The 23,769-nt window shown below is 68.1% G+C and carries 20 protein-coding genes; 6 read left to right on the plus strand and 14 right to left on the minus strand.

All coding sequences use genetic code 11. The annotated features are described in order from the left end of the window. Positions 1 to 16: 16 nt before the first annotated feature. The gene (locus DIE08_RS02505; RefSeq protein ID WP_124900925.1) at positions 17 to 1,066 is read right to left on the minus strand and encodes an aminoglycoside phosphotransferase family protein; all 1,050 of its coding nucleotides are present in this window, start codon (positions 1,064 to 1,066) and stop codon (positions 17 to 19) included. 227 nt (positions 1,067 to 1,293) lie between these two features. Here DIE08_RS02505 and DIE08_RS02510 point away from each other — a divergent pair, with 227 nt between their 5' ends. The 4 genes from DIE08_RS02510 to rsmA are packed head-to-tail and all read left to right on the plus strand — an operon-like array spanning position 1,294 to position 6,951. After that, positions 1,294 to 3,654, plus strand: a complete 2,361-nt coding sequence (locus DIE08_RS02510; RefSeq protein WP_124900926.1) for an LPS-assembly protein LptD — start codon at positions 1,294 to 1,296, stop codon at positions 3,652 to 3,654. Positions 3,655 to 3,705: 51 nt separating this feature from the next. After that, on the plus strand, positions 3,706 to 5,064 hold the full coding sequence (locus DIE08_RS02515) for a peptidylprolyl isomerase (protein WP_124621311.1): 1,359 nt from the start codon (positions 3,706 to 3,708) through the stop codon (positions 5,062 to 5,064). Positions 5,065 to 5,075: 11 nt separating this feature from the next. Continuing rightward, complete coding sequence (pdxA, locus tag DIE08_RS02520; protein WP_124900927.1) at positions 5,076 to 6,065, plus strand: 4-hydroxythreonine-4-phosphate dehydrogenase PdxA; 990 nt, start codon at positions 5,076 to 5,078, stop codon at positions 6,063 to 6,065. 55 nt (positions 6,066 to 6,120) lie between these two features. Further along, positions 6,121 to 6,951 carry a 16S rRNA (adenine(1518)-N(6)/adenine(1519)-N(6))-dimethyltransferase RsmA gene (gene rsmA, locus DIE08_RS02525; RefSeq protein WP_124900928.1) on the plus strand — a complete coding sequence of 277 codons (831 nt, stop codon included), beginning with the start codon at positions 6,121 to 6,123 and terminating at the stop codon, positions 6,949 to 6,951. Between the two features lie 122 nt (positions 6,952 to 7,073). Here rsmA and DIE08_RS02530 read toward each other — a convergent pair whose 3' ends face one another. Beyond that, positions 7,074 to 8,009 carry a DMT family transporter gene (locus tag DIE08_RS02530; RefSeq protein ID WP_124900929.1) on the minus strand — a complete coding sequence of 312 codons (936 nt, stop codon included), beginning with the start codon at positions 8,007 to 8,009 and terminating at the stop codon, positions 7,074 to 7,076. A gap of 360 nt (positions 8,010 to 8,369) precedes the next feature. Here DIE08_RS02530 and gloA point away from each other — a divergent pair, with 360 nt between their 5' ends. After that, on the plus strand, positions 8,370 to 8,759 hold the full coding sequence (gene gloA, locus DIE08_RS02535) for a lactoylglutathione lyase (protein WP_011657880.1): 390 nt from the start codon (positions 8,370 to 8,372) through the stop codon (positions 8,757 to 8,759). Between the two features lie 108 nt (positions 8,760 to 8,867). Here gloA and DIE08_RS02540 read toward each other — a convergent pair whose 3' ends face one another. Genes DIE08_RS02540 through glyQ form a run of 5 tightly spaced genes read right to left on the minus strand, consistent with a single transcriptional unit; the run spans position 8,868 to position 14,331 of the window. Then, positions 8,868 to 9,776, minus strand: coding sequence for a M48 family metallopeptidase (locus DIE08_RS02540; protein ID WP_059607747.1), 909 nt, complete (start codon positions 9,774 to 9,776; stop codon positions 8,868 to 8,870). Positions 9,777 to 9,822: 46 nt separating this feature from the next. Further along, positions 9,823 to 10,587: a 1-acyl-sn-glycerol-3-phosphate acyltransferase gene (locus DIE08_RS02545; RefSeq protein ID WP_124621319.1), complete on the minus strand. Its 765-nt coding sequence runs from the start codon at positions 10,585 to 10,587 to the stop codon at positions 9,823 to 9,825. Between the two features lie 43 nt (positions 10,588 to 10,630). Further along, entirely contained in the window at positions 10,631 to 11,194 is a 564-nt protein-coding gene (gene gmhB / locus DIE08_RS02550) for a D-glycero-beta-D-manno-heptose 1,7-bisphosphate 7-phosphatase (protein WP_124621321.1), read from the minus strand. Positions 11,195 to 11,204: 10 nt separating this feature from the next. Continuing rightward, entirely contained in the window at positions 11,205 to 13,304 is a 2,100-nt protein-coding gene (glyS, locus tag DIE08_RS02555; protein WP_124900930.1) for a glycine--tRNA ligase subunit beta, read from the minus strand. A 22-nt stretch (positions 13,305 to 13,326) separates the two neighbouring features. Beyond that, a complete protein-coding gene (glyQ, locus tag DIE08_RS02560; RefSeq protein WP_082729061.1) occupies positions 13,327 to 14,331 on the minus strand; it encodes a glycine--tRNA ligase subunit alpha in 1,005 nt (334 codons plus the stop codon). A gap of 345 nt (positions 14,332 to 14,676) precedes the next feature. Here glyQ and DIE08_RS02565 point away from each other — a divergent pair, with 345 nt between their 5' ends. Then, entirely contained in the window at positions 14,677 to 16,314 is a 1,638-nt protein-coding gene (locus DIE08_RS02565) for a tetratricopeptide repeat protein (RefSeq protein ID WP_124900931.1), read from the plus strand. Positions 16,315 to 16,351: 37 nt separating this feature from the next. Here DIE08_RS02565 and lnt read toward each other — a convergent pair whose 3' ends face one another. The 7 genes from lnt to miaB form a co-directional block, all read right to left on the minus strand. After that, positions 16,352 to 18,049 carry an apolipoprotein N-acyltransferase gene (gene lnt, locus DIE08_RS02570; RefSeq protein ID WP_124900932.1) on the minus strand — a complete coding sequence of 566 codons (1,698 nt, stop codon included), beginning with the start codon at positions 18,047 to 18,049 and terminating at the stop codon, positions 16,352 to 16,354. A 52-nt stretch (positions 18,050 to 18,101) separates the two neighbouring features. After that, positions 18,102 to 18,989 carry an HlyC/CorC family transporter gene (locus tag DIE08_RS02575; RefSeq protein WP_059607622.1) on the minus strand — a complete coding sequence of 296 codons (888 nt, stop codon included), beginning with the start codon at positions 18,987 to 18,989 and terminating at the stop codon, positions 18,102 to 18,104. Between the two features lie 281 nt (positions 18,990 to 19,270). Beyond that, the gene (locus tag DIE08_RS35460; protein ID WP_170296422.1) at positions 19,271 to 19,420 is read right to left on the minus strand and encodes a hypothetical protein; all 150 of its coding nucleotides are present in this window, start codon (positions 19,418 to 19,420) and stop codon (positions 19,271 to 19,273) included. 53 nt (positions 19,421 to 19,473) lie between these two features. After that, a complete protein-coding gene (locus DIE08_RS02580) occupies positions 19,474 to 20,106 on the minus strand; it encodes a gamma-glutamylcyclotransferase (protein ID WP_124900933.1) in 633 nt (210 codons plus the stop codon). Positions 20,107 to 20,119: 13 nt separating this feature from the next. After that, on the minus strand, positions 20,120 to 20,905 hold the full coding sequence (gene ybeY / locus DIE08_RS02585; RefSeq protein WP_059607616.1) for an rRNA maturation RNase YbeY: 786 nt from the start codon (positions 20,903 to 20,905) through the stop codon (positions 20,120 to 20,122). 149 nt (positions 20,906 to 21,054) lie between these two features. Then, positions 21,055 to 22,101: a PhoH family protein gene (locus DIE08_RS02590; RefSeq protein WP_059607614.1), complete on the minus strand. Its 1,047-nt coding sequence runs from the start codon at positions 22,099 to 22,101 to the stop codon at positions 21,055 to 21,057. Positions 22,102 to 22,139: 38 nt separating this feature from the next. Then, positions 22,140 to 23,513 (minus strand): tRNA (N6-isopentenyl adenosine(37)-C2)-methylthiotransferase MiaB, encoded by a 1,374-nt coding sequence (miaB, locus tag DIE08_RS02595; RefSeq protein ID WP_124900934.1) that lies wholly within the window; start codon positions 23,511 to 23,513, stop codon positions 22,140 to 22,142. Between the last annotated feature and the right edge of the window lie 256 nt (positions 23,514 to 23,769).

The following is a 23,769-nucleotide window of genomic DNA, read 5'->3' on the forward strand; positions in this document are numbered from 1 at the left end:
CTGAATGTGAGGGCGGTCAGAACGTATAGCCGACGTCGGCCGCGCCCTTGCCCTCGAGCTCGTCGAGCAGCTTCGCGAACGGCACGAGCGGGCGGTAGCGCAGCGCGACCTTGCGCGCATACGCGAGGAAGCGCGGCAGGTCGTTCAGGTAATGCGGCTTGCCGTCGCGGTAGTTGATCCGTGCGAACAGGCCGAGGATCTTGATGTGGCGCTGCAGCCCCATCCACTCGAGCTGGCGGTAGAACTCGCCGAAGTCCGGATCGACCGGCAGGCCGGCCTTCTTCGCCTTTTCCCAGTAATACGCGAAGCAGTCGAGCTCGAACTCCTCGTCCCAGCTGATGAACGCGTCGCGCAGCAGCGACACGACGTCGTACGTCAGCGGACCGTACACGGCGTCCTGGAAGTCGAGCACGCCGGGGTTCGGCTCGCAGACCATCAGGTTGCGCGGCATGAAATCGCGCAGCATGAAGCCCTGCGGCTGCGCATGGGCGCTCGCGACCAGCAGCGCGAAGGTGCGGTCGAGCGTGCCGCGCATCGCGTCGGTGACGGGCTTGCCGAGGTGCCGGCCGACGAACCATTCGGGCAGCAGCTCCATCTCGCGGCGCAGGAATGCCTCGTCGAACGGCGGCAGCACGTCGGGCTTCGAGCTCAACTGGAAGCGGATCAGTGCGTCGAGCGCGTCGCGCATCAGCGGGCGCGCCGCGACCGGGTCGGCCGGATCGAGCACCGAGATGTACGACGTGCGGCCGAGGTCGGTCACGAGCATGAAGCCCGCGTCGAAATCGTGGACCAGCACGTCCGGCACGTGGTCGCCGGCCGCGGCGAGCAACCGCGCGACCTGAACGAATTCGCGACACTTCTCGGGCGGCGGCGCGTCGACCGCGACCAGCGAGCCGCCGGGGCTCGTGGCCGACGCGACGCGGAAATAGCGGCGGAAACTGGCGTCCGACGACGCGGGTGCGAGGGTCGACAGGTCGAGGGCGAAGCGCTCGGCGAGCGGGCGCAGCCACGCGGTCAGTGCGTCGAGACGGGCGTCGGGCTGGGATGCGGCGGATGGGGGTGTCATGAAACTCGGCGGAGGGGGGAACGTCTTGCCATATAATACCCCACGACTTTTTTGACGCGCCCCGCGTCAGCTTCCGCCGTGCAGGCCCGCCGCCTGTCGCGCCGTCCGTCCGCCCGCTCGCCTCCCCGGTTTGCGCTCAGCCGCAGTCGCGGTGCGACGGCGCGGCCCGCCGTGCGCGAATGTGCCGTGCAGGTGCGGTTGACAAGGGGCGATTCGCCAAACGATAGATGCCGCCCAAACCGCTATTCCCGAATGTCTTCCCCGGTGACGGGGCGCCGCGCAAAAGGCGGCTCGCGCTCGCGCTCCTGGCCGTGCCCGGCCTCGTGCCGGCCGTGTCGTACGCGCAGCTGTCGGGTGCGGCCGCGCAGCCGCAGCCGCTCGACTCGCCGTGGGACCTGCGTCTCGCCCCGCAACTCGAGGATCATCCGCTGAAGGACGGCGCGAAGCCGGCCACCTTCGTGATTGCCGACCATACGAGCGGCACGGCCGATCAGGACCTCGCCGCGAAGGGTTCGGCCGAGCTGCGCCGCGGCGACGCGGTCGTGAAGGCCGACGCGATCCACTACGATCAGGATACCGACATGGCCGATGCGTACGGCCAGGTCAAGGTGATCAACGGCGGCACGTCGTTCGCGGGCCCCGAGGCGCATCTGAAGGTCGAGGCGAACCAGGGCTTCATGACGGCGCCGAAGTACCACTTCAACGTGACGGGCGGGTCCGGCAGCGCGGAGCGCGTCGACCTGCTCGACAGCGAGCGCTCGGTGTTCGTCAACGGCACCTACACCGCGTGCCAGTGCTCGACGAACCCCGCGTGGTACATCAAGGGCAGCCGTTTCGACTTCGACACGGGTGCCGACGAAGGCACCGCGCGCAACGGCGTGCTGTTCTTCCAGGGCGTGCCGATCTTCGCGAGCCCGTGGATGACGTTCCCGCTGTCGGGCGAGCGGCGCAGCGGCCTCTTGCCGCCGACGTTCTCGATGAACTCGAACAACGGGTTCGAGCTGACGCTGCCGTACTACTTCAACATCGCGCCGAACCGCGACCTGACGCTCACGCCGCGCATCATCTCGCGGCGCGGCGTGCAGACCGAAGCGACGTTCCGCTATCTGTCGCCGACGTATTCGGGCACGTTTACGGCCAATTACCTGCCGGATGACCGGCTCGCTCACCGCGACCGCTACGCGATCTACTGGCAGCACCAGCAGAACTTCGGCGGCGGTTTCGGCGGCTACGTCTACTTCAACAAGGTCTCGGACAACACGTATCCCGAAGACCTTGGGTCGATGAACCAGTTCGTCAACGGGACGCAGACGCTGTACCAGCAGGAAGCCGGGCTCACGTACAACAACGGCCCGTGGTCGGTGCTCGCGCGCTACCAGCACTGGCAGACGCTGCCGCCGTCGATCGCGCCGTACAGCCGCGAACCGCAGTTGAACGTGAAGTACACGAAGTACAACGTCGGCGGCTTCGACTTCGGCGCGGAAGCCGACTATTCGCGGTTCCGCATCACGACCGCTGATGCGACCGAAGGCGACCGGATCGTCTTCAACCCGTACATCGCGTACGGCGTGTACGGCCCCGGCTACTTCGTCGTGCCGAAGGTCCAGTATCACTTCGCGTCGTACGACCTGAACTACCTGTCGTCGAGCACGCCGAACAACCCGAAGCGCTTCACCGAGTCGATCCCGACCGTGAGCTTCGACACGGGCCTGATCTTCGACCGCTCGGTGCGCCTGTTCGGCCAGGACTTCATCCAGACCCTCGAGCCGCGCCTGTACTACGTGTACACGCCGTATCGCGACCAGTCGAACGCGCCGCTGTTCGACACGGCGGAATCGGACTTCGGCCTCGCGGAGATCTACCAGCCGAACACGTTCGTCGGGAACGACCGGATCGCGGACGCGAACCGGATCACGGCCGGCCTGACGTCGCGCTTCATCGATCCGCGCACCGGTGACGAACGCGCGCGCTTCGTGGTCGCGCAGCAGTACTATTTCGCCGACCAGCGCGTCACGCTGAACTCCGGCCAGAGCGCCGTGCTGGCGCGCCACTCGGACTTGATCGTCGGCGCCGCGCTGAAACTCGGCTCCGGCTTCATGTCGGAGACGGCGTTCCAGTACAACCAGAACAACAACCAGCTCGTGAAGTCGAGCGTCGGTTTCGGTTTCAGCCCGGGCGAGCGCCGCGTGATCAACGTCGGCTACCGCTATACGCGTGCGAACACGACGCTCGACAACCAGCCGATCAACCAGTTCCTGGTGTCCGCGCAATGGCCGCTCACGCGACGCCTGTATGCGATCGGCCGCTTCAACTACGACCTGGCCGCCGACCGGATCGTCGACGGTCTGCTCGGCTTACAATACGACGCGGATTGCTGGGCGCTCGGGGTCGGTGTCCAGCGGTACGCAAACGGCGTGAACACATCGGGGCAGCAGAATTCGTCGACGCGAGTCATGATGCAGCTGACGTTGAAGGGGCTCTCGAGCGTCGACAATGGTCTCGTGGCCGCATTCCGCGCCGGGGTGCCGGGCTACACGCCGCTGCCGTCCACGCCGCCGCCGATGTCCCGCTTCAGCAACTACGAGTAACGCCGGCTTGTCTGCACCGGTCAGCACGATTTCAATGGAGTATCAGTGGCAATGAAGAAAACCCTTCGTTTCGCGGCAGTCGTGTCCAGCCTCGCCGCGTCCGCCGCGCTGCTCGCCGCCGCGCCGGCCGCGGCGCAGGCGCTCGGTTCGCAAGGTGCGCAGCTCGCCGACGAAGTCGTCGCGGTCGTCAACAACGACGTGATCACGGGCCGCGAACTCGACCAGCGCGTCGGCCTGATCTCGCGCCGGCTGCAGCAGCAGAACGCGCCCGTGCCGCCGGCCGACCAGCTGCGCGCGCAGGTGCTGAACCAGATGGTGCTCGAACGCATCCAGGTGCAGAAGGCCAAGGACGACGGGATCCGCATCGACGACGCGACCGTGCAGTCCACGTTGCAGCGCCTCGCGCAGGCGAACGGGATGACGCTCGAGCAGTACCGCGCGCGGATCGTGGCGCAAGGCGTGCCCTGGAGCGTGTTCACGAGCGATGCCCGCACCGAGCTGATGCTGTCGAAGCTGCGCGAGCGCGAGGTCGACGGCAAGATCACCGTGTCGGACGCCGAGGTCGCGAACTACATCGCGAGCCAGCGCGGGCCGAACGCATCGCAGCAGCAGGACCTGCGCTTCCAGCACATCTTCATCAAGGCACCGACCAACGCGCCGCAGGCCGACATCGAAGTCGCACAGAAGAAGGCTGAGGCGCTGCTGCAGCAGGCCACGTCGGGCGCCGATTTCGAGAAGCTCGCGAAGAACAATTCGGAAGCGAATGACGCGAAGAAGGGCGGCGACCTCGGCTTCAAGGCGCCGGGCGCGCTGCCGGCCGACGTCGTCGAAGCCGCATCGAAGCTGCGCCCGGGCCAGGTCAACCCGACGCTGATCCGCGTGCCGGACGGCTTCGAGATCGTGCGCCTCGTCGACCGCCGCCAGAGCCAGGGCGCGACCGCCGCGGCACCGAAGATCGTCCAGACGCACGTGCGCCACATCCTGTTGCGTGTCGGCGAAGGCAAGTCGGAAGGCCAGGCGCGCCAGCAGCTGCAGGACATCCGCCGCCAGGTCGAGGCGGGCGGCGATTTCGCGAAGTTCGCACGCACTTACTCGCAGGACGGTTCGGCGTCGCAGGGCGGCGATCTCGGCTGGATCAGCCCGGGCGAGACCGTGCCGGAATTCGAGCGCGCGATGAACAATCTGCAGGACGGCCAGATCAGCCAGCCGATTCGTACCGAATACGGCTACCACTTGATCCAGGTGATGGAGCGCCGCGAGGCGGAAGGCTCGGTGCAGCAGCAGATGGATATCGCGCGCCAGGCGATCGGCCAGCGCAAGGCCGAGCAGGCGTACGCCGACTGGCTGCGCGAACTGCGCGATTCGTCGTACGTGCAGTACAAGATCGGCGGCGTCGGACCGGCGAACTGAGCGAGCTTCACATGACGGCATCCGCGCTGCAGATCGCGATCACGACCGGCGAACCCGCGGGTGTCGGCCCGGAGCTGACCGTGCAGGCGTTGCAGGATGCCGCGCGGCGCTGGCCGGGCGCGCATTTCACCGTGCTCGGCGATGCCGCGCTGCTCGACGCGCGCGCGGCGGCGGTCAATGCCGACCGTGCGCTGCTTGCCGCCGGCGGTCCGGTGTCGGTCGAGCATCATCCGCTCGCCGTGCCCGCGCAGGCCGGCAAGCTCGATGCGGCCAACGGCCGCTACGTGCTCGCGCTGCTCGATGCCGCGATCGACGGCGCGATGGCGGGCCGGTTCGACGCGATCGTCACCGCGCCGCTGCAGAAGAGCACGATCAACGATGCCGGCGTGCCGTTCACCGGCCATACCGAATACCTTGCGGAACGCACGCACACGCCACGCGTCGTGATGATGCTGGCGGGCACGGGCGAGCGGCCGCTGCGCGTCGCGCTCGCGACCACGCACCTGCCGCTGAAGGACGTGTCGGCCGCGCTGACGATCGACGGGCTCGTCGAGACGCTGGCGATCGTCGATCGCGACCTGCGGCGCGACTTCGGCCTCGCGGCGCCGCGCATCCTTGTGACGGGGCTGAACCCGCACGCGGGCGAGAACGGCTATCTCGGGCGCGAGGAGATCGACGTGATCTCGCCGGCGCTCGCGCGCGCGCAAGCGCGGGGCATCGACGCGCGCGGCCCGTATCCGGCCGACACGCTGTTCCAGCCGCGCCATCTCGAGGATGCCGATTGCGTGCTCGCGATGTTCCACGATCAGGGCTTGCCCGTGCTGAAGTATGCGACCTTCGGCGAGGGCATCAACGTCACGCTCGGGCTGCCGATCATCCGCACGTCGGTCGATCACGGCACCGCGCTGGATCTGGCCGGCACGGGCCGCGCGGATCCGGGCAGCATGGTCGCCGCGCTCGATACGGCCGTCACGATGGCGCGCCATCGCCGCGCGGCCTGACGCGCACGGCCCCACGCCTCACTTCATTCGTCGTATTTTTCGTTTTTCTCAGTCGATGTCGAACAGCAGACAGCACCAAGGCCACTTCGCGCGCAAGCGCTTCGGGCAGAACTTCCTCGTCGATCACGGCGTGATCGACTCGATCGTCGCGACGATCGGTCCCACGCGCGGCCAGCGAATGGTCGAGATCGGCCCCGGCCTCGGTGCGCTGACCGAGCCCCTGATCGCGCGTCTCGCGACGCCCGAGTCGCCGCTGCATGCGGTCGAGCTCGACCGCGACCTGATCGGTCGTCTGCAGCAGCGCTTCGGTGCGCTGCTGGAGCTGCACGCGGGCGATGCGCTCGCGTTCGACTTCGGCTCGCTCGCGGCACCCGGCGACAAGCCGTCGCTGCGGATCGTCGGCAACCTGCCGTACAACATTTCCAGCCCGCTGCTGTTTCACCTGATGACGTTTGCCGGTGTGGTCATCGACCAGCATTTCATGCTGCAGAACGAGGTCGTCGAACGGATGGTCGCGGAGCCGGGCACGAAGGCGTTCTCGCGGCTGTCGGTGATGCTGCAGTACCGCTACGTGATGGAGAAGATGCTCGACGTGCCGCCGGAGTCGTTCCAGCCGCCGCCGAAGGTTGATTCGGCGATCGTCCGGATGATTCCGTACGAGCCGCACGAACTGCCGGACGTCGATCCCGTGCTGCTCGGCGAAGTGGTCACGGCTGCGTTCTCGCAGCGTCGGAAGATGCTGCGCAACACGCTCGGCGACTACCGCGAGACGATCGATTTCGACGGGCTCGGCTTCGACCTCGCGCGACGCGCGGAGGATGTGAGCGTGGCCGAATATGTTGGCGTCGCGCAGGCGCTTGCGAAGGTGCGCAAGGCCGCGGAGTAGCAGGATCACGCGGGCAACGCGCGTGGTGCCCGCCGGCTCGAGATTCATGAGGCTGCCCTGACGGGCGGCCTTTTTGTTTTTCCGTGCCGCTCTCGTCGAGGCCGGACCGCGCCCGGGCGGCGTTACGCGCGCCCGCGCGGCGGCGCGTTGACGAGCGCGATCCCGGTCAGCACCAGCGCGGCCGCGGACATGAAGCGCCAGCCGACCGACTCGCCGAGCAGCAGCACGCCGAACGCGACGCCGAACAATGGCGACAGGAACGTGAACACCGACAGCCGCGACGCGCTGTAGCGCGTCAGCAGCCAGAACCACGACAGATAGCTGACGAACGCGACGATCACCGACTGATACGCGAGGCTTGCGAGCGCGATCGGCGTGACCTGAGCGAACGACGTCTGGCCGAGCAGCGCGGCGAGCGCGATCAGCACGACGGCCGACACTGTGAGCTGGTAGAACAGCGTCTTGCTCGCGCTGGTCCGCGCGAGCGACGTCGAGCGCACGACGACCGTCGTGGCAGCCCACATCGCGCCGCCGAGGATGCCGAGCGCGTCACCGGCCAGCCCTGCCAGCACCGATGCGCCGGGCGCGCGCGGCTTGAGGAAGCCGTCCGCGAACGCGAGCGCGATGCCGGCGAACGCGAGGCCGACACCGGCCCACTGGACGCGCTGCAGCCGCTCGCCCGGCGCGAACAGGTGCAGGCCGAGCGCCGTGAAGCACGGTGCCGTGTAAAGAAAGATCGCCATGTGCGACGCGCTCGTCAGCGTCAGCCCCAGGAAAACGCAGACGAACTCGCCGGCGAACAGCGCACCGGCCGCGATGCCCGCGCCGAGCGTGCCGTCCGCGCGGAACAGCGGCGTGCCGCGCGAGCGGGCCCAGCCCCACAGCAGGAGCGCGGCGATCACCGAGCGCAGCCCGGCCTGGAACATCGGCGGGATCGCAGCGTTCGTGCTCTTGATCGCGACCTGCTGGAAGCCCCAGATCGCGCACAGCAGCAGCATTACACCGATGGCGCGCGTGTCGAGCGCGCGGCGCGCGTGTGTGCCGGCGAGCGCGGTCATCGGCGGACCTCGCCGATGCGGCGGGAAGGGGGCACGGGCATGGGCAGCGGCGGACGGATGTCGCGTCCGGCGCGCTCGATTCGGCGGTTTCGCACGGCAGGCTGTGTGGCTGAATGAGGGGGTGGTCGCGTTCAAGCGGCGGACGGCATGCCCGCTTTTGGTGCGAGGTGAGAGGATGTTACCCGATCGGTGGACTTGCCGGGGGCCGTCGGATCCGGTGATCACTGCCGCCGCACGGGCATCGGGCTCGCCGTCCGGAAGCCCGGTATCGGCCGAGGGCGGACGGGGCCGCCGGCGGCGGGATTCACCCGACTCCGGTAGAATTTCCGCTTCTGGAAAGTCCCCACAGGAGTACAACACATGCGTTTGCTGCATACGATGCTGCGAGTCGGCGATCTCGACCGCTCGATCAAGTTCTACACCGAATTGCTCGGCATGAAGCTGCTGCGTCGCGAGGATTATCCGGAAGGCAAGTTCACGCTCGCGTTCGTCGGCTATGAAGCCGAAAGCACGGGCACCGTGATCGAGCTGACCCATAACTGGGATACGCCGTCCTACGATCTCGGCAACGGCTTCGGCCACCTGGCGGTGGAAGTCGACGATGCGTACGCGGCCTGCGACAAGATCAAGGCGCAAGGCGGCAAGGTGACTCGCGAAGCGGGCCCGATGAAGCACGGCACGACCGTGATCGCATTCGTCGAGGATCCGGACGGCTACAAGATCGAGTTCATCCAGAAGAAGGCGCACTGAGCGCGGGATGAGCGGCGCGCGACGCACGATGGGCGTGGCGGGCAAGGAAAACGGGCGATGCGGAGGGATCCGCATCGCCCGTTCGTATTTTCGGTGCGGCCGATCGCGTTACAGCGACGGCAGCAGCTCGGGCGGGTGATGCTTGAGCGTGTGCCGCGCTTCGCGGAATTCCGGGAAGATCGATTCGACGGTGTGCCAGAAGGCCGGGCTGTGGTTCATTTCGCGCAGGTGCGACAGCTCGTGCGCGACGACGTAGTCGATGATCGACATCGGGAAGTGGATCAGCCGCCAGTTCAGCCGGATCTTGCCGTCGCTCGAGCAACTGCCCCAGCGCGTCGCGGCCGACGACAGCGCGTACATCGAATACGTGACGCCGAGCTTTTCCGCATAGACGACGAGGCGTTCGCCGAAGATTCGCTTCGCTTCGCCCTGCAGCCAGCCCTGCACGCGATCCTTGATCTGCTGCATGTCGGCTTGTGCGGGCAGCGGCAGCGACAGCCGCTGCGCATCGGCATCGAATGCGGCCGCACCGGCGCCGAGCGCGATCGTGATCGTCTTGCCGAGATACGGGAGTTGCGCGCCGTCGCGCCAGTCGATCTGCGGCAGCGCGCGCTGCTCGGTGCGGGTTTTCCACTCCGCGAGCTTCGCGAAGATCCAGCGCTGCTTCTCGGCGATGGCGGCTTCGATGTCGGCGAGCGTGACCCAGCGCGGCGCGGTGATCGACAGCCCGCTGCCGTCGATCGTGAAGCCGATCGTGCGGCGCGCGGAGCGTTTCAGCCGATATTCGAGCACACGGCTGTCGAGTGCGAACGTGCGGACGCGGGAGCGATCGGGCGCGGGGCCCGGATCGAGCGGCGCCGTGGGCACCGCGGGAGCCGCAGCCGCTTCAGGCGACGAGGGTGGTGCGGCGGGCGCCGACGGTGCCGGCGATGCCGCCGGCCCGTCGAAGAGCGGCAGGTCCATCTGGCGATGATCGAGGGCCACGACGGCAGGCCGTGGCCGCGGACGCTTTTTCATCAGTTCGCTTCGTTTCGTCGTTCGCAACGGCTGCAATCCGGGTGATTCAGACGCGCGCGGCATCGCGCGCGCCGGCACTGCCCGACTGGCGATAGGCTTCGGGATCGATGCGGCGCATTTCCGCTTCGATCCATGCTTCCACCTGCGAGTTCAATACGTCGGGCGTCTTGCCGTCGACGGGAATCGGCTTGCCGATCGACACGGTGACGACGCCCGGGAATTTCGTGAACGAATTGCGCGGCCACACGCGACCTGCATTGTGCGCGATCGGCACGACCGGCGTGCCGGTTTCGATCGCGAAGCGCGCGCCGCCCGTCTTGTACTTGCCCTGCTTGCCGACCGGCGTGCGCGTGCCTTCCGGAAACATGATCATCCAGGCGCCTTCCGACAGGCGCTTCTTGCCCTGGCGGATCACCGACGTGAACGCGTTCTTGCCTTCCTTGCGGTTGATGTTGACCATGTGCAGCAGCCCGAGCGCCCAGCCGAAGAACGGCACGTACAGCAGTTCGCGCTTGAACACATAGCAGAGCGGCTTCGGCATCAGCGCCGGAAACGCGAGCGTCTCCCACGCGGACTGGTGCTTCGACAGCAGCACGGCCGGGCCGTCCGGCAGGTTTTCCATCCCTTCGATCCGGTAGCGGATGCCGTTCAGCCAGCGCACGACCCACAGCGTCGATTTGCACCAGCCGGCCGCCATCCAGTAGCGTGCGTCGGGACGCATGAACGGGAACGCGATGAAGCACGCGGTGGCGTAAGGCACCGTGTACACGATGAAGTAGATCAGCAGCAGCAGGGAGCGGACGAAGCGCATCGGCGTGGGTCTGACAGTAGGGAGGATGCGCGCGGCAGCCGCATCACTCGTGTTCGTGTGAAAGGAAGTCGAGCGCGAATGCGCGCAGGTCGTCGTGGACCTTCGTGCCGTCCGGCAGATTCCCCGCGGCGAGCGTCTTCTTGCCCTTGCCGGTCAGCACGAGGTGCGGCTTGAAGCCGACCGCGACGCCGGCCTGCAGGTCGCGCAGGGAATCGCCGACGGTCGGCGTGTGACCGGGGTCGACCTCGAAGCGCTCCGCGATCATCTGCATCATGCCGGGCTTTGGCTTGCGGCAGTCGCAGTGGTCTTCCGACACGTGCGGGCAGAAGAACACCGCGTCGATGCGCGCGCCGACGGCGGCCGCCGCGCGATGCATCTTCAGGTGCATCGCGTTGAGCGCGGCCATGTCGAACAGCCCGCGGCCGATGCCGGACTGGTTGGTCGCGACGACCACGCGATAGCCTGCGTGGTTGAGTCGTGCGATCGCCTCGAGGCTGCCGGGCAGCGCGATCCACTCGTCGGGCGTCTTGATGAACGCGTCCGAATCGACGTTGATCACGCCGTCCCGGTCGAGGACGACGAGCTTGCGGTTGGGGCTGGTCGGCATCGTTCGGCCCTTATGCGGCGAGCTTCGAGATGTCGGCGACGCAGTTCATCTGCTGATGCAGCGCGGACAGCAGCGCGAGACGGTTCGCGCGCAGCGCGGGATCCTCGGCGTTGACCATCACGTCGTTGAAGAACGTGTCGACCGGCGCGCGCAGTGCCGCGAGCGCCGACAGCGCGCCCGTGTATTCACGCGCCTCGAGCTGCGACTGCACGCGCGGCGTCACGGCCGCGAGCTGTTCGTGCAGCGCCTTTTCGGCGGCCTCGACGAGCAGCGTCGGCTGCACCGCACCGTTCGCGCCGCCTTCCGACTTCTTCAGGATGTTCGAGATCCGCTTGTTCGCGGCCGCGAGCGCTTCGGCTTCCGCGAGGCGCGTGAATTCGCGCACCGCGTCGAGGCGCGCGACGAGATCGTCGACGCGCGTCGGGTTCAGGCTCAGCACCGCGTCGACTTCGCCTGCCGAGTAGCCGCGTTCGCGCAGCAGGCCGCGCAGGCGGTCCATGAAGAACGCGAAGATCGCATCGGTCGATTCGGCGACGCCCGGCACGCCTTCGAAGCGTGCGTGCGCCGTGCGCAGCAGCGAGACGAGATCGAGCGGCAGTTGCTTCTCGACCAGCAGGCGCAGCACGCCGAGCGCGTGACGGCGCAGCGCGAACGGATCCTTCTCGCCGGTCGGCGCGAGGCCGATGCCCCAGATGCCGACGATCGTCTCGAGCTTGTCGGCCAGCGCGACGGCGGTGGACACCGGCGTGGTCGGCAGCGCGTCGCCGGAGAAGCGCGGCTGGTAGTGCTCGGCGCAGGCGAGCGCGACGTCGTCGGCTTCGCCGTCGTGGCGCGCGTAGTACGTGCCCATCGTGCCCTGCAGTTCCGGGAACTCGCCGACCATGTCGGTCAGCAGGTCGGCCTTCGCGAGGCGCGCGGCGCGCTTCGCGTGCGTGGCGTCGGCACCGATCGCGGGCGCGATCTCGCCGGCCAGCACTTCGAGGCGCTCGACGCGCGCGAGCGCCGAACCGAGCTTGTTGTGATAGACGACGTTCGCGAGCAGCGGCACGCGCTCGGCGAGCGGCTTCTTCTTGTCCTGCTCGAAGAAGAATTTCGCGTCGGCGAGGCGCGGGCGCACGACGCGCTCGTTGCCTTCGACGATCTCGCCCGGCGTGTTCGTCTCGATGTTCGACACGATCAGGAAGCGCGAGCGCAGCTTGCCGGCGATGTCGGTCAGCGCGAAATACTTCTGGTTCGTCTGCATCGTGAGGATCAGGCATTCCTGCGGAACCTGCAGGAATTCGTCCTCGAAGCGGCATGGGTAGACGACCGGCCATTCGACCAGCGACGTCACTTCGTCGAGCAGCGATTCGGGCATCACGACGGTGTCGCCGTTCGCGTGCTCGTTCAGCTGCGTGCGGATCGTTTCGCGGCGATCGGCGAAGTGCGCGATCACGCGGCCCTTGTCGCGCAGCGTGTCGGCGTAGGCGCGCGCATGCTGGATCGCGACGAGGCCGTCGGACAGGAAGCGGTGGCCGAGCGTGGTGTCGCCGGCGTCGACGCCGAACGCGGTGACGGGCACGATGCGATCGTCGTGCAGCACGGTCAGGCGGTGCACCGGGCGTACGAACTTCACGTCGGAGCCGTCCGGGCGCTGATAGGTCATGACCTTCGGGATCGGCAGCTTCTCGAGCGTTTCGTCGAGCGCGGCCTGCAGCCCGTCGGCGAGCGTCGCGCCGGCGGCCGAGTAGTTGACGAAGAATGCTTCGGCCTTGCCGTCCTGCGCGCGCTCGAGATCGGCGATCGACAGGTTCGGATGGCCGAGCGCCGCGAGCTTCTTCGCGAGCGGGGCGGTCGGCTTGCCTTCGGCGTCCAGCGCGACCGCCACGGGCAGGACCTTTTCGCGGACCTGCTTTTCAGGCGCGACGGCGCGCACGTTCTGCACGACGACCGCGAGGCGGCGCGGCGTGGCGTAGCGTTCGAATACGAGTTCGCCTTCGACGAGGTCGCGCGCCGCGAGGCGTTGCGCGAGACCTTCGGCGAATGCGTCACCGAGGCGCGCGAGGGCCTTCGGCGGCAGCTCTTCGGTCAGCAATTCGACGAGCAGGGGGGCGGGATGATTGTGCGTCATGTCTGGAATAAATCTCGTCTCGTCAGTCCTGATCGATCTTGCGTTCGACCTTGAGCGGCGGCGCCCATGCCGGCTGGGCGGCGTCCTGGGCGTCGGTGGTGAGGCCCGGCACGCCCGGCGGGTTGCCGAGCATCGGGAAGCCGAGCTTCTCGCGCGAGTCGTAGTAAGCCTGCGCGACGAGACGCGACAGCGCGCGGATGCGGCCGATGTACGCCGCGCGCTCGGTGACTGAGATCGCGCCGCGCGCATCGAGCAGGTTGAACGTGTGGCCGGCCTTCAGCACGAGTTCGTACGCGGGCAGCGCGAGCTGCGCGTCGATCATCTTCTTCGCTTCCGCTTCGTAGCTGTTGAAGAACGTGAACAGCAGGTCGACGTTCGCGTGCTCGAAGTTGTAGGTCGACTGCTCGACCTCGTTCTGGTGGTAGACGTCGCCGTACGACAGGCGGCGCAGCTCGGGGCCGTTCGGGCCGTGCTCTTCCCACTCGGTCCACACGAGGTCGTACACGTTCTCGACCTTTTGCAGGTACATCGCGAGGCGCTCGAGGCCGTACGTGATTTCGCCGAGCACCGGCTTGCAGTCGAGGCCGCCGACCTGCTGGAAATACGTGAACTGCGTGACTTCCATCCCGTTCAGCCACACTTCCCAGCCGAGGCCCCACGCGCCGAGCGTCGGGTTTTCCCAGTCGTCCTCGACGAAGCGCACGTCGTTCTGCTGCAGGTCGAAGCCGAGCGCTTCCAGCGAGCCGAGGTACAGGTCGAGGATGTTTTCCGGCGCCGGCTTGAGCACGACCTGGTACTGGTAGTAATGCTGCAGGCGGTTCGGGTTCTCGCCATAGCGGCCGTCCTTCGGGCGGCGCGACGGCTGCACGTAAGCGGCGCGCCACGGCTCGGGGCCGACCGCGCGCAGGAACGTGTGAACGTGCGACGTGCCCGCGCCGACTTCCATGTCGATGGGCTGGAGCAGGGCGCAACCCTGCTTGTCCCAGTAGGACTGCAGCGTCAGGATGATTTGCTGAAACGTAAGCATGAAGAGCCTTCGTGGCGCTGGCGCTCCGTTGCGGGCGGCGCTCCGGGCGGGGCCCGGAGGGTCGGCTCGCGCGGCGGCGCGGCTTGTTAGTGTGCTGAAACGTGCAATTTTACCGGATCGGCGGGCGGATGCGGCTGGAACGCGGACGAAGGTGCCGCCGGCGGTGTTCCGGCGAGCCGTGCGCAGCCTGTGCGCGGCTCGCCCGTATGCGCGGTGCGCGCGCGCGTGCGGCGTCGCGATGCGCTTGTTGCACCGCGTGCCGCGCCGCTTTGCGCGGGCGTTAAGATGCGCGTATCGCGGTGCGTGCGACGCCTGTCGCGCGACCGATTTTCCACTCCGGACCGCATGGACGATTCGAACGATCTCCTCATTCCACTGATGCCGCCGCTGCTCGCGCTGCTCGGGCAGGCCGCCGACGCGCAAGCGCGCGGCGAGCACGACGCATACGCACGCTGGCTCGCCGCCGCCGGCCATCTGCACGCAGTCGACATGGCAGCGCTCTCGCTGCTCACAGTGACGCTCGTGGCGCGGCAGCGCACGGCCGACGCGCTCGCGCTGGCCGAGTGCGCGGCGCGCATTCATCCGGACGCCGGTGGCCATTTCAATCATGGCTACGCATTGCAGATGCTCGGTCGTCACGCGGATGCCGTCGCGCCTTACCGCGCCGCCTATGTGCTCGATCCACGCTGGCCGTCGCTGCGCAACAACCTGGCGATCGCGCTGCGGCTGTCGGGCGGCGACCGCCGCGAGGAAATCGCGCTGCTCGACGCGGCCGTGGAAGCCGACCCGCACGACGTGCAGGCGTGGATCAACCTGATCGTCGCGCGGCTTGCGACGCTCGACCTCGATGGCGCGCTCGCCTGTGCGGCACGGCTTGCGGAGATCGCGCCCGACAATGCGCTCGCGTCGAACAACATCGCGATGGCGATGAAGGAGGCGCAGCGCTGGGACGACGCCGAGCGCTACGCGGCGCGCGCGTGCGAGCTGGCGCCCGACGACGCGTCGTTCCGTTTCAACCTCGCGATCATCCAGCTCGTGCGCGGTAATTACGCGGCGGGCTGGCGCGGCCACGAAGCACGCTGGGACGGCGCCGGCGAGCTGCGCGGCCAGCGGCCGGTGCTGCCCGGCCCGCGCTGGCAGGGCGAGCCGCTCGCGGGCAAGACGCTGCTCGTCTGGGGCGAGCAGGGGCTCGGCGACGTGCTGCAGTTCGCGCGCTTCGTCGCGCCGCTCGCCGAGCGCGTGCACCGCGAGGGCGGCCGGCTCGCGTGGAACACGTTTCCGCAGGTGGGCACGCTGATGCGGCGCAGTCTCGGCGCACATGCGGACGCGTTCAGCGCGGGCGGCGGCGTCGACGCGCTGCCTGCCTTCGACTATGAAGTGCCGCTCATCGGCCTGCCGCTGATGCTCGGGATGGAGACGTCGACGCTCGGCGCATCGGTGCCGTACCTGCATGCCGATCCGCACGCGCGCGACGCATGGCGGGCGCGGCTCGCGGGCGACGGCCGGCTGAAAGTCGGGCTCGTGTGGACGGGCAGCGCGGGGCACCAGCGCAATCCGTTCCGGCGCGTCGGGCTCGAGCGCTATGCCGATGCGTTTCGCGGCATCGACGGCGTTGCGTTCCACTCGCTGCAGCCGGGTGCGGAAGCGGATGTCGCCGCGGCGCGCGCAGCCGGTTTCGCGATCGAGGACTTTACCGCCGAACTGAAGAGTTTCGATGATACGGCCGCCTTCATCGGCGCGCTGGATCTGGTGATCACGGTGTGCACGTCAGTCGCGCACCTGTCGGGCGCGCTCGGCGCGCGCACCTGGGTGTTGCTCGACGTGAATCCGCACTGGCCGTGGCTGCTCGAGCGCACCGACAGCCCGTGGTATCCGACCGCGACGCTGTACCGGCAGCCGACGTTCGGCGCATGGGCGCCGGTGATGGAGACACTCGGGCGGGATCTCCGCGCCCTGGCCGCGGACGCGAAGCGCAGGGGCTGAGCGGCCGCCGCACCGCGTGCGACGGCCGCCCGATGCGTCAGGCGTTCCGGTCGTCGCCGGCCTTCGCGCCGTTGCGGCGGCGCAGGCCCGGCCCGAACGTGAAGCCGAACGCGAGCAGCACCAGCGACACAGCGAGCACGATGTTGTTGCCGCTCGTCACGTAAGGCGTGAAGCCGCTCGTGCCTTCGATGCGCACGTCGAGCGAGCCGATCGTGAACGGCTTGAGCTGGCCGAGCACGCGGCCGTGCGCGTCGATCGCGGCCGTCATCCCCGTGTTGGTCGAGCGCAGCATCGGCCGGCCCGTTTCGAGCGCGCGCATCCGAGCAATCTGCAGATGCTGGTCGAGCGCGATCGTGTCGCCGAACCACGCGAGGTTCGTCACGTTGACGAGCACACCGGGCGGCTGCGGGTTGTCGCGGATCGTCGCGGCGATTTCCTCGCCGAACAAGTCCTCGTAGCAGATGTCGGCCATCACCGGCTGGTTGTGCACGAGGAACGGCTTCTGCACCGGCGCGCCGCGCGCGAAGTCGCCGAGCGGCATCTTCATCAGGTCGACGAACCACCGGAAGCCCCACGGGATGAATTCGCCGAAGGGCACGAGATGGTGCTTGTCGTAGTGATAGATGTCGCGCGAATGCGGCGTCACGCCGTACAGGCTGTTCGTGTAGTCGACGTAATGACCGTCCGGCGTCACCGACGCGCCGACCGCGCCGAACAGCACGGCCGAGCCCGTCGTGTCGCTGAACTTGCGGATCGCGACGGCGAACGGCTCGGGCAGCTCCTGGATCATCACCGCGATCGCGGTCTCCGGCGTGACGATCAGGTCGGCGGGCTTCTCGACGATCATCTGCGTGTACATCTTGATCGCCGCGTCGATGCCTTCCTGCTCGAACTTGATGTCCTGTTTCACGTTGCCCTGCAGCAGCCGCACCGTGAGCGGCGCGTTGGCGGGCACGGTCCACGTCGCCTGCGACAGCCCGAGGCCGGCCGCGACGAGCGCGACGGCGATGCCGACCGGCGCGACGACGCGCACGCGCGCGTTGCCGGCACCGCCGGATTCCGATTCGAATTCGGGCGACCGGCGGCCGGCGACGAGCGCCTGCACGACCAGCGCGGCGAACAGCGCGAGCACCCAGGCGACCCCGTACACGCCGACGACCGGCGCGAAGCCCGCGAACGGGCCGTCGACCTGCGGATAGCCGCTCGCGAGCCACGGAAAGCCGGTAAACACGGTGCCGCGTAGCCATTCGCCGAGCGCCCATGCGCTCGCGAAGGCGAACGCGCCGTGCCAGCTCGGCGAGAACGGCCGCGGATCGGGTGCGCGGCGATGCCACGCATGGCCGGCGCAGAACGACCAGAGCCCCGCCGAGAACGCCGGGTACAGCGACAGGTAGAGCGAGAACAGCACCAGCGCGCCGCCCGCGAGCGGCGCGGCCATCTCGCCGTACACGTGCATGCTGATGTACAGCCACCAGATGCCGCTGATGAAGTTGCCGAAGCCGAACGCGCCGCCGGTGAGCGCGGCGCCGCGCCAGCTCGACGTGCGCGTCAGCTGCGCGAAAAACCAGACGAATACGGCGAGCTGCAGCCAGCCGCCGTGCGGGGTCGGTGCGAAGCTGAGCGTATTGGCCGCGCCGGCGAGCAGTGCGGCCGGATAGTGCCAGCGCGGCAGCGTGCGGCCGGGGGCCGGCGCGAAAAGGCCGCCAGCCGGGCGGGACGGGATCGGATCGTCCATGTGAAGCGAAAGAGGGCGAGCGGTTGAAGGAGACGCGGCCGGCGCGAGACGGTCAGTCCTCGTGCGAGGTTTCGGCGCGGCGGCTCGCGAGCGGGTTGCGGCGCACCAGCAGCACGTGGACCTGGCGCGCATCGCCGCGCTGGATCTCGAACACGAGGTTGCCGAGTTGCAGCTTCTCGCCGCGGTGCGGCACGCGGCCGAAGTGATGGGTGATCAGCCCGCCGATCGTGTCGACCTCGTCGTCGGGGAAGTCGGTGCCGAACGTCTCGTTGAACTGCTGGATCTCGGTGAGCGCGCGCACGCGGTAGCGGCCGTCCGGCCCAGAGATGATGTTGCCGGCTTCCTCGTCGAAGTCGTATTCGTCCTCGATGTCGCCGACGATCTGTTCGAGCACGTCCTCGATCGTGATGAGGCCAGCGACGCCGCCGTATTCGTCGACGACGATCGCGAGATGGTTGCGGTTCACTCGGAAGTCGTGCAGCAGCACGTTCAGGCGCTTCGATTCGGGAATGAACACGGCGGGGCGCAGCATCCCGCGCACGTCGAATTCATCTTCGGCATAGAAGCGCAGCAGGTCCTTCGCGAGCAGCACGCCGATCACGTTGTCGCGGTTCTCCTCGAACACGGGGTAGCGCGAGTGCGCCTTCTCGAGGACGAACGGGATGAAGTCTTCGGGCTTGTCGGCGATATTGATCGCGTCCATCTGCGCGCGCGGCACCATGATGTCGCGGGCGCACAGGTCGGACACCTGGAACACGCCTTCGATCATCGACAGCGAATCGGCGTCGATCAGGTTGCGTTCGTGGGCGTCCTGGAGAATTTCCAGCAACTCGGTCCGGGATTCCGGCTCGGGCGAGATGAAGTCGGTCAGGCGCTCGAGCAGCGAGCGCTTTTCTTGCGGTTTGTCGGTGAGCTTACGACTGGGATACGAATCGTTCATGGTGGTGCGCCCGGGTCATGCCGGAGCGCGCGGTCACGGAGTAGGCAAGGATACACCAAGGACATGGCGCGGCCGTGTCGCCCCGGCCGTCCGGCCAAGGGCATGCGGCGCGCGCGAGCCCCGCTCGGGAACAGCCGCGCCGGGCGCGGCGCCGTCCTTCGTCTCCATCCTATCTCAGAAAGGGGCGGCGGGGCAGCGATGGCAAAAAAGCGGGCGGCCGACCTGTCGGTGTCGGCGGCATTTCGTCGCGAGCGCGACAAGCCGAGCCGACGTTCGGGCCCTCAGAAGCGCATGCCGGCAGAGCAGCCGCCGGCAGCCGCGCCGTTGGTCGCGGCGCCGCCGCAGCCGAGGATGCCGCAGCCGGACAGCGCGACGCTCGCAGCGACGAGCAGCGCGGCCAGCGTCATGCGCGATTTGCGTGCCGGTTTCATGGGCGTCGTGCCGCCTTCGCGTGCACGGGCGGTGCGGCCGGCCCTGTCGAGCGTCACCGGCATCGCGCGAGCAGCCCTTCCAGCGCGCGATCGGGGATGCCGCTCGCACGCAGCGCGTCCACGGTGCGGCTCACGTAGTCGAGCGTCGTGCCGTAGCGGCCGGCCGCGCAGCTGAACACTTCCTTGACGACGGGGTCGGTAAGCTTGCCGGTGTAAGTGGGCACGTCGCGGCGCATCACGAATGCGAGTGCGCGCACGCGTTCGCCGGTTTCGAGCGAGCACGGCAGCCACGCGGGCCGGTACGACCCCATCGGCATTTCGCGTTTCCACAACGTCTCGAGATGCGGCTGCGCCGTCGGGCCCGCGAGCCGGAATGCGATGCCCGAGCACGAGCCGCCGCGATCGAGCGCGAGCACGAGGCCCGGACGTTCGGGCGTGCCGCGGTTCACGCGCGACCACAGGTAGAGCCCACGATGATAGCCGTGCACCTTGCCGCGCACGGCGGAGACGGTCGGCAGCCCGGGGTTCCAGATCAGCGAGCCATAGCCGAACAGCCAGAGATCCTGCCGGCCATCCCAGTCGCGCATCGTGTGCGCGAGCGACGCGGCGAGCTCATCTTCCGTCAGCAGCCGCCCCTCGCCGATCGACGGCGGGTAGGCAGGCGACATCATCGCGGCGTGGTGCATGGTGCGGACGGCTTTACTGGTACGGGTTCGGAAAGCCCAGTTTCGCGAGGATGTCGACTTCGAGCGCTTCCATTTCGGCGGCGTCCTCGTCGCTCGTTTCGTGATCGTAGCCCTGCGCGTGCAGCGCGCCATGCACCAGCAGGTGCGCGTAGTGGGCGGCGAGCGGCTTGCCCTGGTCGTGTGCTTCCTTCTCGACGACCGGGCAGCACAGCACGAGGTCGCCGATCACGGTGCCGTCGGGCGCCGGGTCGTACGCGAAGGTCAGCACGTTGGTCGGGTAGTCCTTGTGGCGGTAGCCGGCGTTCAGCGTGCGGCCCTCTTCCTCGCCGACGAAGCGCACGGTGAGCTGCGCGCTCGCGAACAGCGCCGGCTCGATCCATTCGGCGATCAGCTTGCGCTTGGGAAGCGTCTTGCGGATGTCGCCGGTGATTTCGTCACCGTACTGCACGGACAGGTCGAGCTCCAGCTCGCGCACCTCGTTCGCCATTTCCGCGATTTCCTCGTCGCGCGGCGCGGGTTCGGCACCCACGTGCAGCGTGACGCTGTCGTAGTGCTCGGGCTGCAGCGCAAGCTTCGCGCGCATCGCAGGATCGTGGTGCTGCGCAACGATCGCAACGGCCGCCTCGCCCGAACTGCCCGACAGGTCGAACATCAGGCTGCGGCCGTCGGGGAAGTCGATTCGAAGCCCTTGCGCGCTGACGGTCCGGGCCTTGCCCTTCGCATCGAACAGCGAGAGACGGGGGAAATCGGGCGCGGCGGACTGGTCGCGCCCGGACTTGCGGGAACGGGAAGATTTCATGACGGGTGCGGCGATTGGAACGCGTTGAGGATACACCAAACGGCCGATCGCTCCCGAATTCGAAACGGCCGCGCGCGGGTGAAAAAAAGCCCGGCGCGCCGTCGGGCGGGCCGGGCCGGCAGGCCGGGGCAGCGCGTGGGCACCGCCGGTCAGCCGTCCTGATGCTGCGCGTGGAACTCGTCGTACGCCTCGACGATGCGCGCGACGAGCGGATGGCGCACGACGTCCGCGCTCGTGAAGCGCGTGAGCGCGATGCCGCGCACGCCGCCGAGCACCTGCTGCGCCTCGACGAGGCCGCTCTTGTGCCCGCGCGGCAGGTCGACCTGGCTCGTGTCGCCGGTGACGACGGCCTTCGAGCCGAAGCCGATCCGCGTGAGGAACATCTTCATCTGCTCGGGCGTCGTGTTCTGCGCCTCGTCGAGGATGATGAACGCGTGGTTCAGCGTGCGGCCGCGCATATAGGCGAGCGGCGCGATCTCGATCATCTGGCGCTCGAACATCTTCGCGGTCTTGTCGAAGCCGAGCAGGTCGTACAGCGCGTCGTACAACGGCCGCAGGTACGGGTCGACCTTCTGCGCGAGATCGCCCGGCAGGAAGCCAAGCCGCTCGCCGGCCTCGACGGCCGGGCGCGTCAGCACGATCCGCTTGACCTGGTCGCGCTCCAGTGCGTCGACCGCGCATGCGACCGCGAGGTAGGTCTTGCCGGTGCCGGCCGGCCCGATGCCGAACGTCACGTCGTGCGACAGGATCTGCTTCAGGTATTCGCGCTGCGCGGGCGTGCGACCGCGCAGGTCGGCGCGCCGCGTATAGAGCTTCGGCGCGGGCTCTTCGTCCGGCGTGTCCGCGTCGAGCTGCACGACGGGCTCGTCGAACGGATGGTCGGGGTCGCCGCGAAAGCGCACGTCGATCGTGTCCTGGCGGCCGTTGCCGGACGTGTGGCGCACTTCGACCAGCGCGAGCTGGATATCGTCGACCGACAGCGGATCGCGCGCGCGGTTGTAGAAGTTCTCGAGCGCCGCGAGCGCGAGCTTCGCGCCGCGCCCGCGGATCGTGATCCGGTGGCCGCGCCGCGCGAGCGTGACGTCGAGCGCCTGTTCGATCTGCCGCAGGTTCTCGTCGAGCGGGCCGCAGAGGTTGGCGAGGCGCGCGTTGTCGTCGCGCGGCGCGGTGAATTCCAGTGCTTGGACGGTCTTCAAAGTAGCGTCGGGCTCCTGTTGAACGTCAGTCGGTCAGGTCAGTGGGTGGCCGCGCTCGCGTCGTCGCTCACGAGCAGGAGCTCGCCGCGCAGCGAGTGCGGGTACGCATGGTTGATCTTCACGTCGATCATCTGGCCGATCAGGCGCGGGTGCGACGCGAGCGGCGCCGGGAAGTTCACGACCCGGTTGTTCTCGGTGCGGCCCGACAGTTCGTTCGGGTCCTTGCGCGACGGGCCCTCGACGAGGATCCGCTCGACCTTCCCGACCATCGACTGGCTGATGCGCGCGACGTTTTCCTCGATGGTCGCCTGCAGATGTTGCAGGCGTTTGAGCTTGACCTCGCGCGGCGTGTCGTCGTGCAGGTTCGCGGCCGGCGTGCCGGGGCGCGGGCTGTAGATGAACGAGAAGCTGGTGTCGTAGCTCATCTCGTGCACGAGCGCCATCATCTTGTCGAAATCTTCCTCGGTCTCGCCGGGGAAGCCGACGATCATGTCGGTCGACAGCGACAGGTCCGGGCGGATCGCGCGCAGCTTGCGGATCACCGACTTGTATTCGAGCACGGTGTAGCCGCGCTTCATCGCCATCAGGATGCGGTCGGAGCCGTGCTGGACCGGCAGGTGCAGGTGGCTCACGAGCTTCGGCACCTTCGCATAGGTGTCGATCAGGCGCTGCGTGAATTCCTTCGGATGCGACGTCGTGTAGCGGATTCGCTCGATGCCGGGGATGTCGGCGACGTATTCGATCAGCGTCGCGAAATCGGCGATCTCGGTCGAACCGGCCGTCAGCGCGCCGCGATACGCGTTCACGTTCTGGCCGAGCAGCGTGACTTCGCGCACGCCCTGGTCGGCGAGGCCGGCCACTTCGGTCAGCACGTCGTCGAGCGGACGCGACACTTCGTCGCCGCGCGTGTACGGCACGACGCAGTAGCTGCAGTACTTCGAGCAGCCTTCCATGATCGACACGAACGCGCTCGGCCCCTCGACGCGCGCGGGCGGCAGGTGGTCGAACTTCTCGATCTCGGGGAACGTGATGTCGACCTGCGCGCGGCCGCTTTGGCGGCGCGCGTCGATCATCTGCGGCAGGCGGTGCAACGTCTGCGGGCCGAACACGAGGTCGACGTACGGCGCGCGCGACACGATCGACGCGCCTTCCTGGCTGGCGACGCAGCCGCCGACGCCGATCAGCAGGCCCGGCTTCGCTTCCTTCAGCTCGCGCACGCGGCCGAGGTCGGAGAACACCTTTTCCTGCGCCTTCTCACGCACCGAGCACGTGTTGAACAGGATGATGTCCGCGTCTTCCGGGGTATCGGTCTTTTCGAGGCCTTCGGCCGCATTGAGCACGTCCACCATCTTGTCCGAGTCGTACTCGTTCATCTGGCAGCCGAAGGTCTTTACGTAAACTTTCTTGGTCATGGGGATTCGCCGTTCGCAGTGGTTGACCTGGGGGCGTCGTCAAGGGTGAATCGGGACGGCTGCTGCCGGTGCAGCGTGGCGGACCGGGGCGCGCGGTGCGCGTCGAGCGAGCATGTCGCGAATACTCGCGCATGCATGAAGAGCCGTCGGGAAAGCTTTCCATTATAGCTTTACGCGCTGCTCCGGGCGGGCGGCAGGTTGCTGCCGCGCGACGCCTTTCATTGAACTCCGACCCCGATATGGCGGCGCGGCAACC

Origin of the sequence: Burkholderia sp. Bp9004 (genome assembly GCF_003858025.1) — a bacterium.
GTDB lineage: Bacteria > Pseudomonadota > Gammaproteobacteria > Burkholderiales > Burkholderiaceae > Burkholderia > Burkholderia diffusa.

Coding starts and splice junctions, on each gene's coding strand:
- DIE08_RS02505 (WP_124900925.1), bottom strand. CDS start 1,066: ATGACACCCCCATCCGCCGCATCCCAGCCCGACGCCCGTCTCGACGCA.
- DIE08_RS02510 (WP_124900926.1), top strand. CDS start 1,294: ATGCCGCCCAAACCGCTATTCCCGAATGTCTTCCCCGGTGACGGGGCG.
- DIE08_RS02515 (WP_124621311.1), top strand. CDS start 3,706: ATGAAGAAAACCCTTCGTTTCGCGGCAGTCGTGTCCAGCCTCGCCGCG.
- pdxA (WP_124900927.1), top strand. CDS start 5,076: ATGACGGCATCCGCGCTGCAGATCGCGATCACGACCGGCGAACCCGCG.
- rsmA (WP_124900928.1), top strand. CDS start 6,121: ATGTCGAACAGCAGACAGCACCAAGGCCACTTCGCGCGCAAGCGCTTC.
- DIE08_RS02530 (WP_124900929.1), bottom strand. CDS start 8,009: ATGACCGCGCTCGCCGGCACACACGCGCGCCGCGCGCTCGACACGCGC.
- gloA (WP_011657880.1), top strand. CDS start 8,370: ATGCGTTTGCTGCATACGATGCTGCGAGTCGGCGATCTCGACCGCTCG.
- DIE08_RS02540 (WP_059607747.1), bottom strand. CDS start 9,776: ATGAAAAAGCGTCCGCGGCCACGGCCTGCCGTCGTGGCCCTCGATCAT.
- DIE08_RS02545 (WP_124621319.1), bottom strand. CDS start 10,587: ATGCGCTTCGTCCGCTCCCTGCTGCTGCTGATCTACTTCATCGTGTAC.
- gmhB (WP_124621321.1), bottom strand. CDS start 11,194: ATGCCGACCAGCCCCAACCGCAAGCTCGTCGTCCTCGACCGGGACGGC.
- glyS (WP_124900930.1), bottom strand. CDS start 13,304: ATGACGCACAATCATCCCGCCCCCCTGCTCGTCGAATTGCTGACCGAA.
- glyQ (WP_082729061.1), bottom strand. CDS start 14,331: ATGCTTACGTTTCAGCAAATCATCCTGACGCTGCAGTCCTACTGGGAC.
- DIE08_RS02565 (WP_124900931.1), top strand. CDS start 14,677: ATGGACGATTCGAACGATCTCCTCATTCCACTGATGCCGCCGCTGCTC.
- lnt (WP_124900932.1), bottom strand. CDS start 18,049: ATGGACGATCCGATCCCGTCCCGCCCGGCTGGCGGCCTTTTCGCGCCG.
- DIE08_RS02575 (WP_059607622.1), bottom strand. CDS start 18,989: ATGAACGATTCGTATCCCAGTCGTAAGCTCACCGACAAACCGCAAGAA.
- DIE08_RS35460 (WP_170296422.1), bottom strand. CDS start 19,420: ATGAAACCGGCACGCAAATCGCGCATGACGCTGGCCGCGCTGCTCGTC.
- DIE08_RS02580 (WP_124900933.1), bottom strand. CDS start 20,106: ATGCACCACGCCGCGATGATGTCGCCTGCCTACCCGCCGTCGATCGGC.
- ybeY (WP_059607616.1), bottom strand. CDS start 20,905: ATGAAATCTTCCCGTTCCCGCAAGTCCGGGCGCGACCAGTCCGCCGCG.
- miaB (WP_124900934.1), bottom strand. CDS start 23,513: ATGACCAAGAAAGTTTACGTAAAGACCTTCGGCTGCCAGATGAACGAG.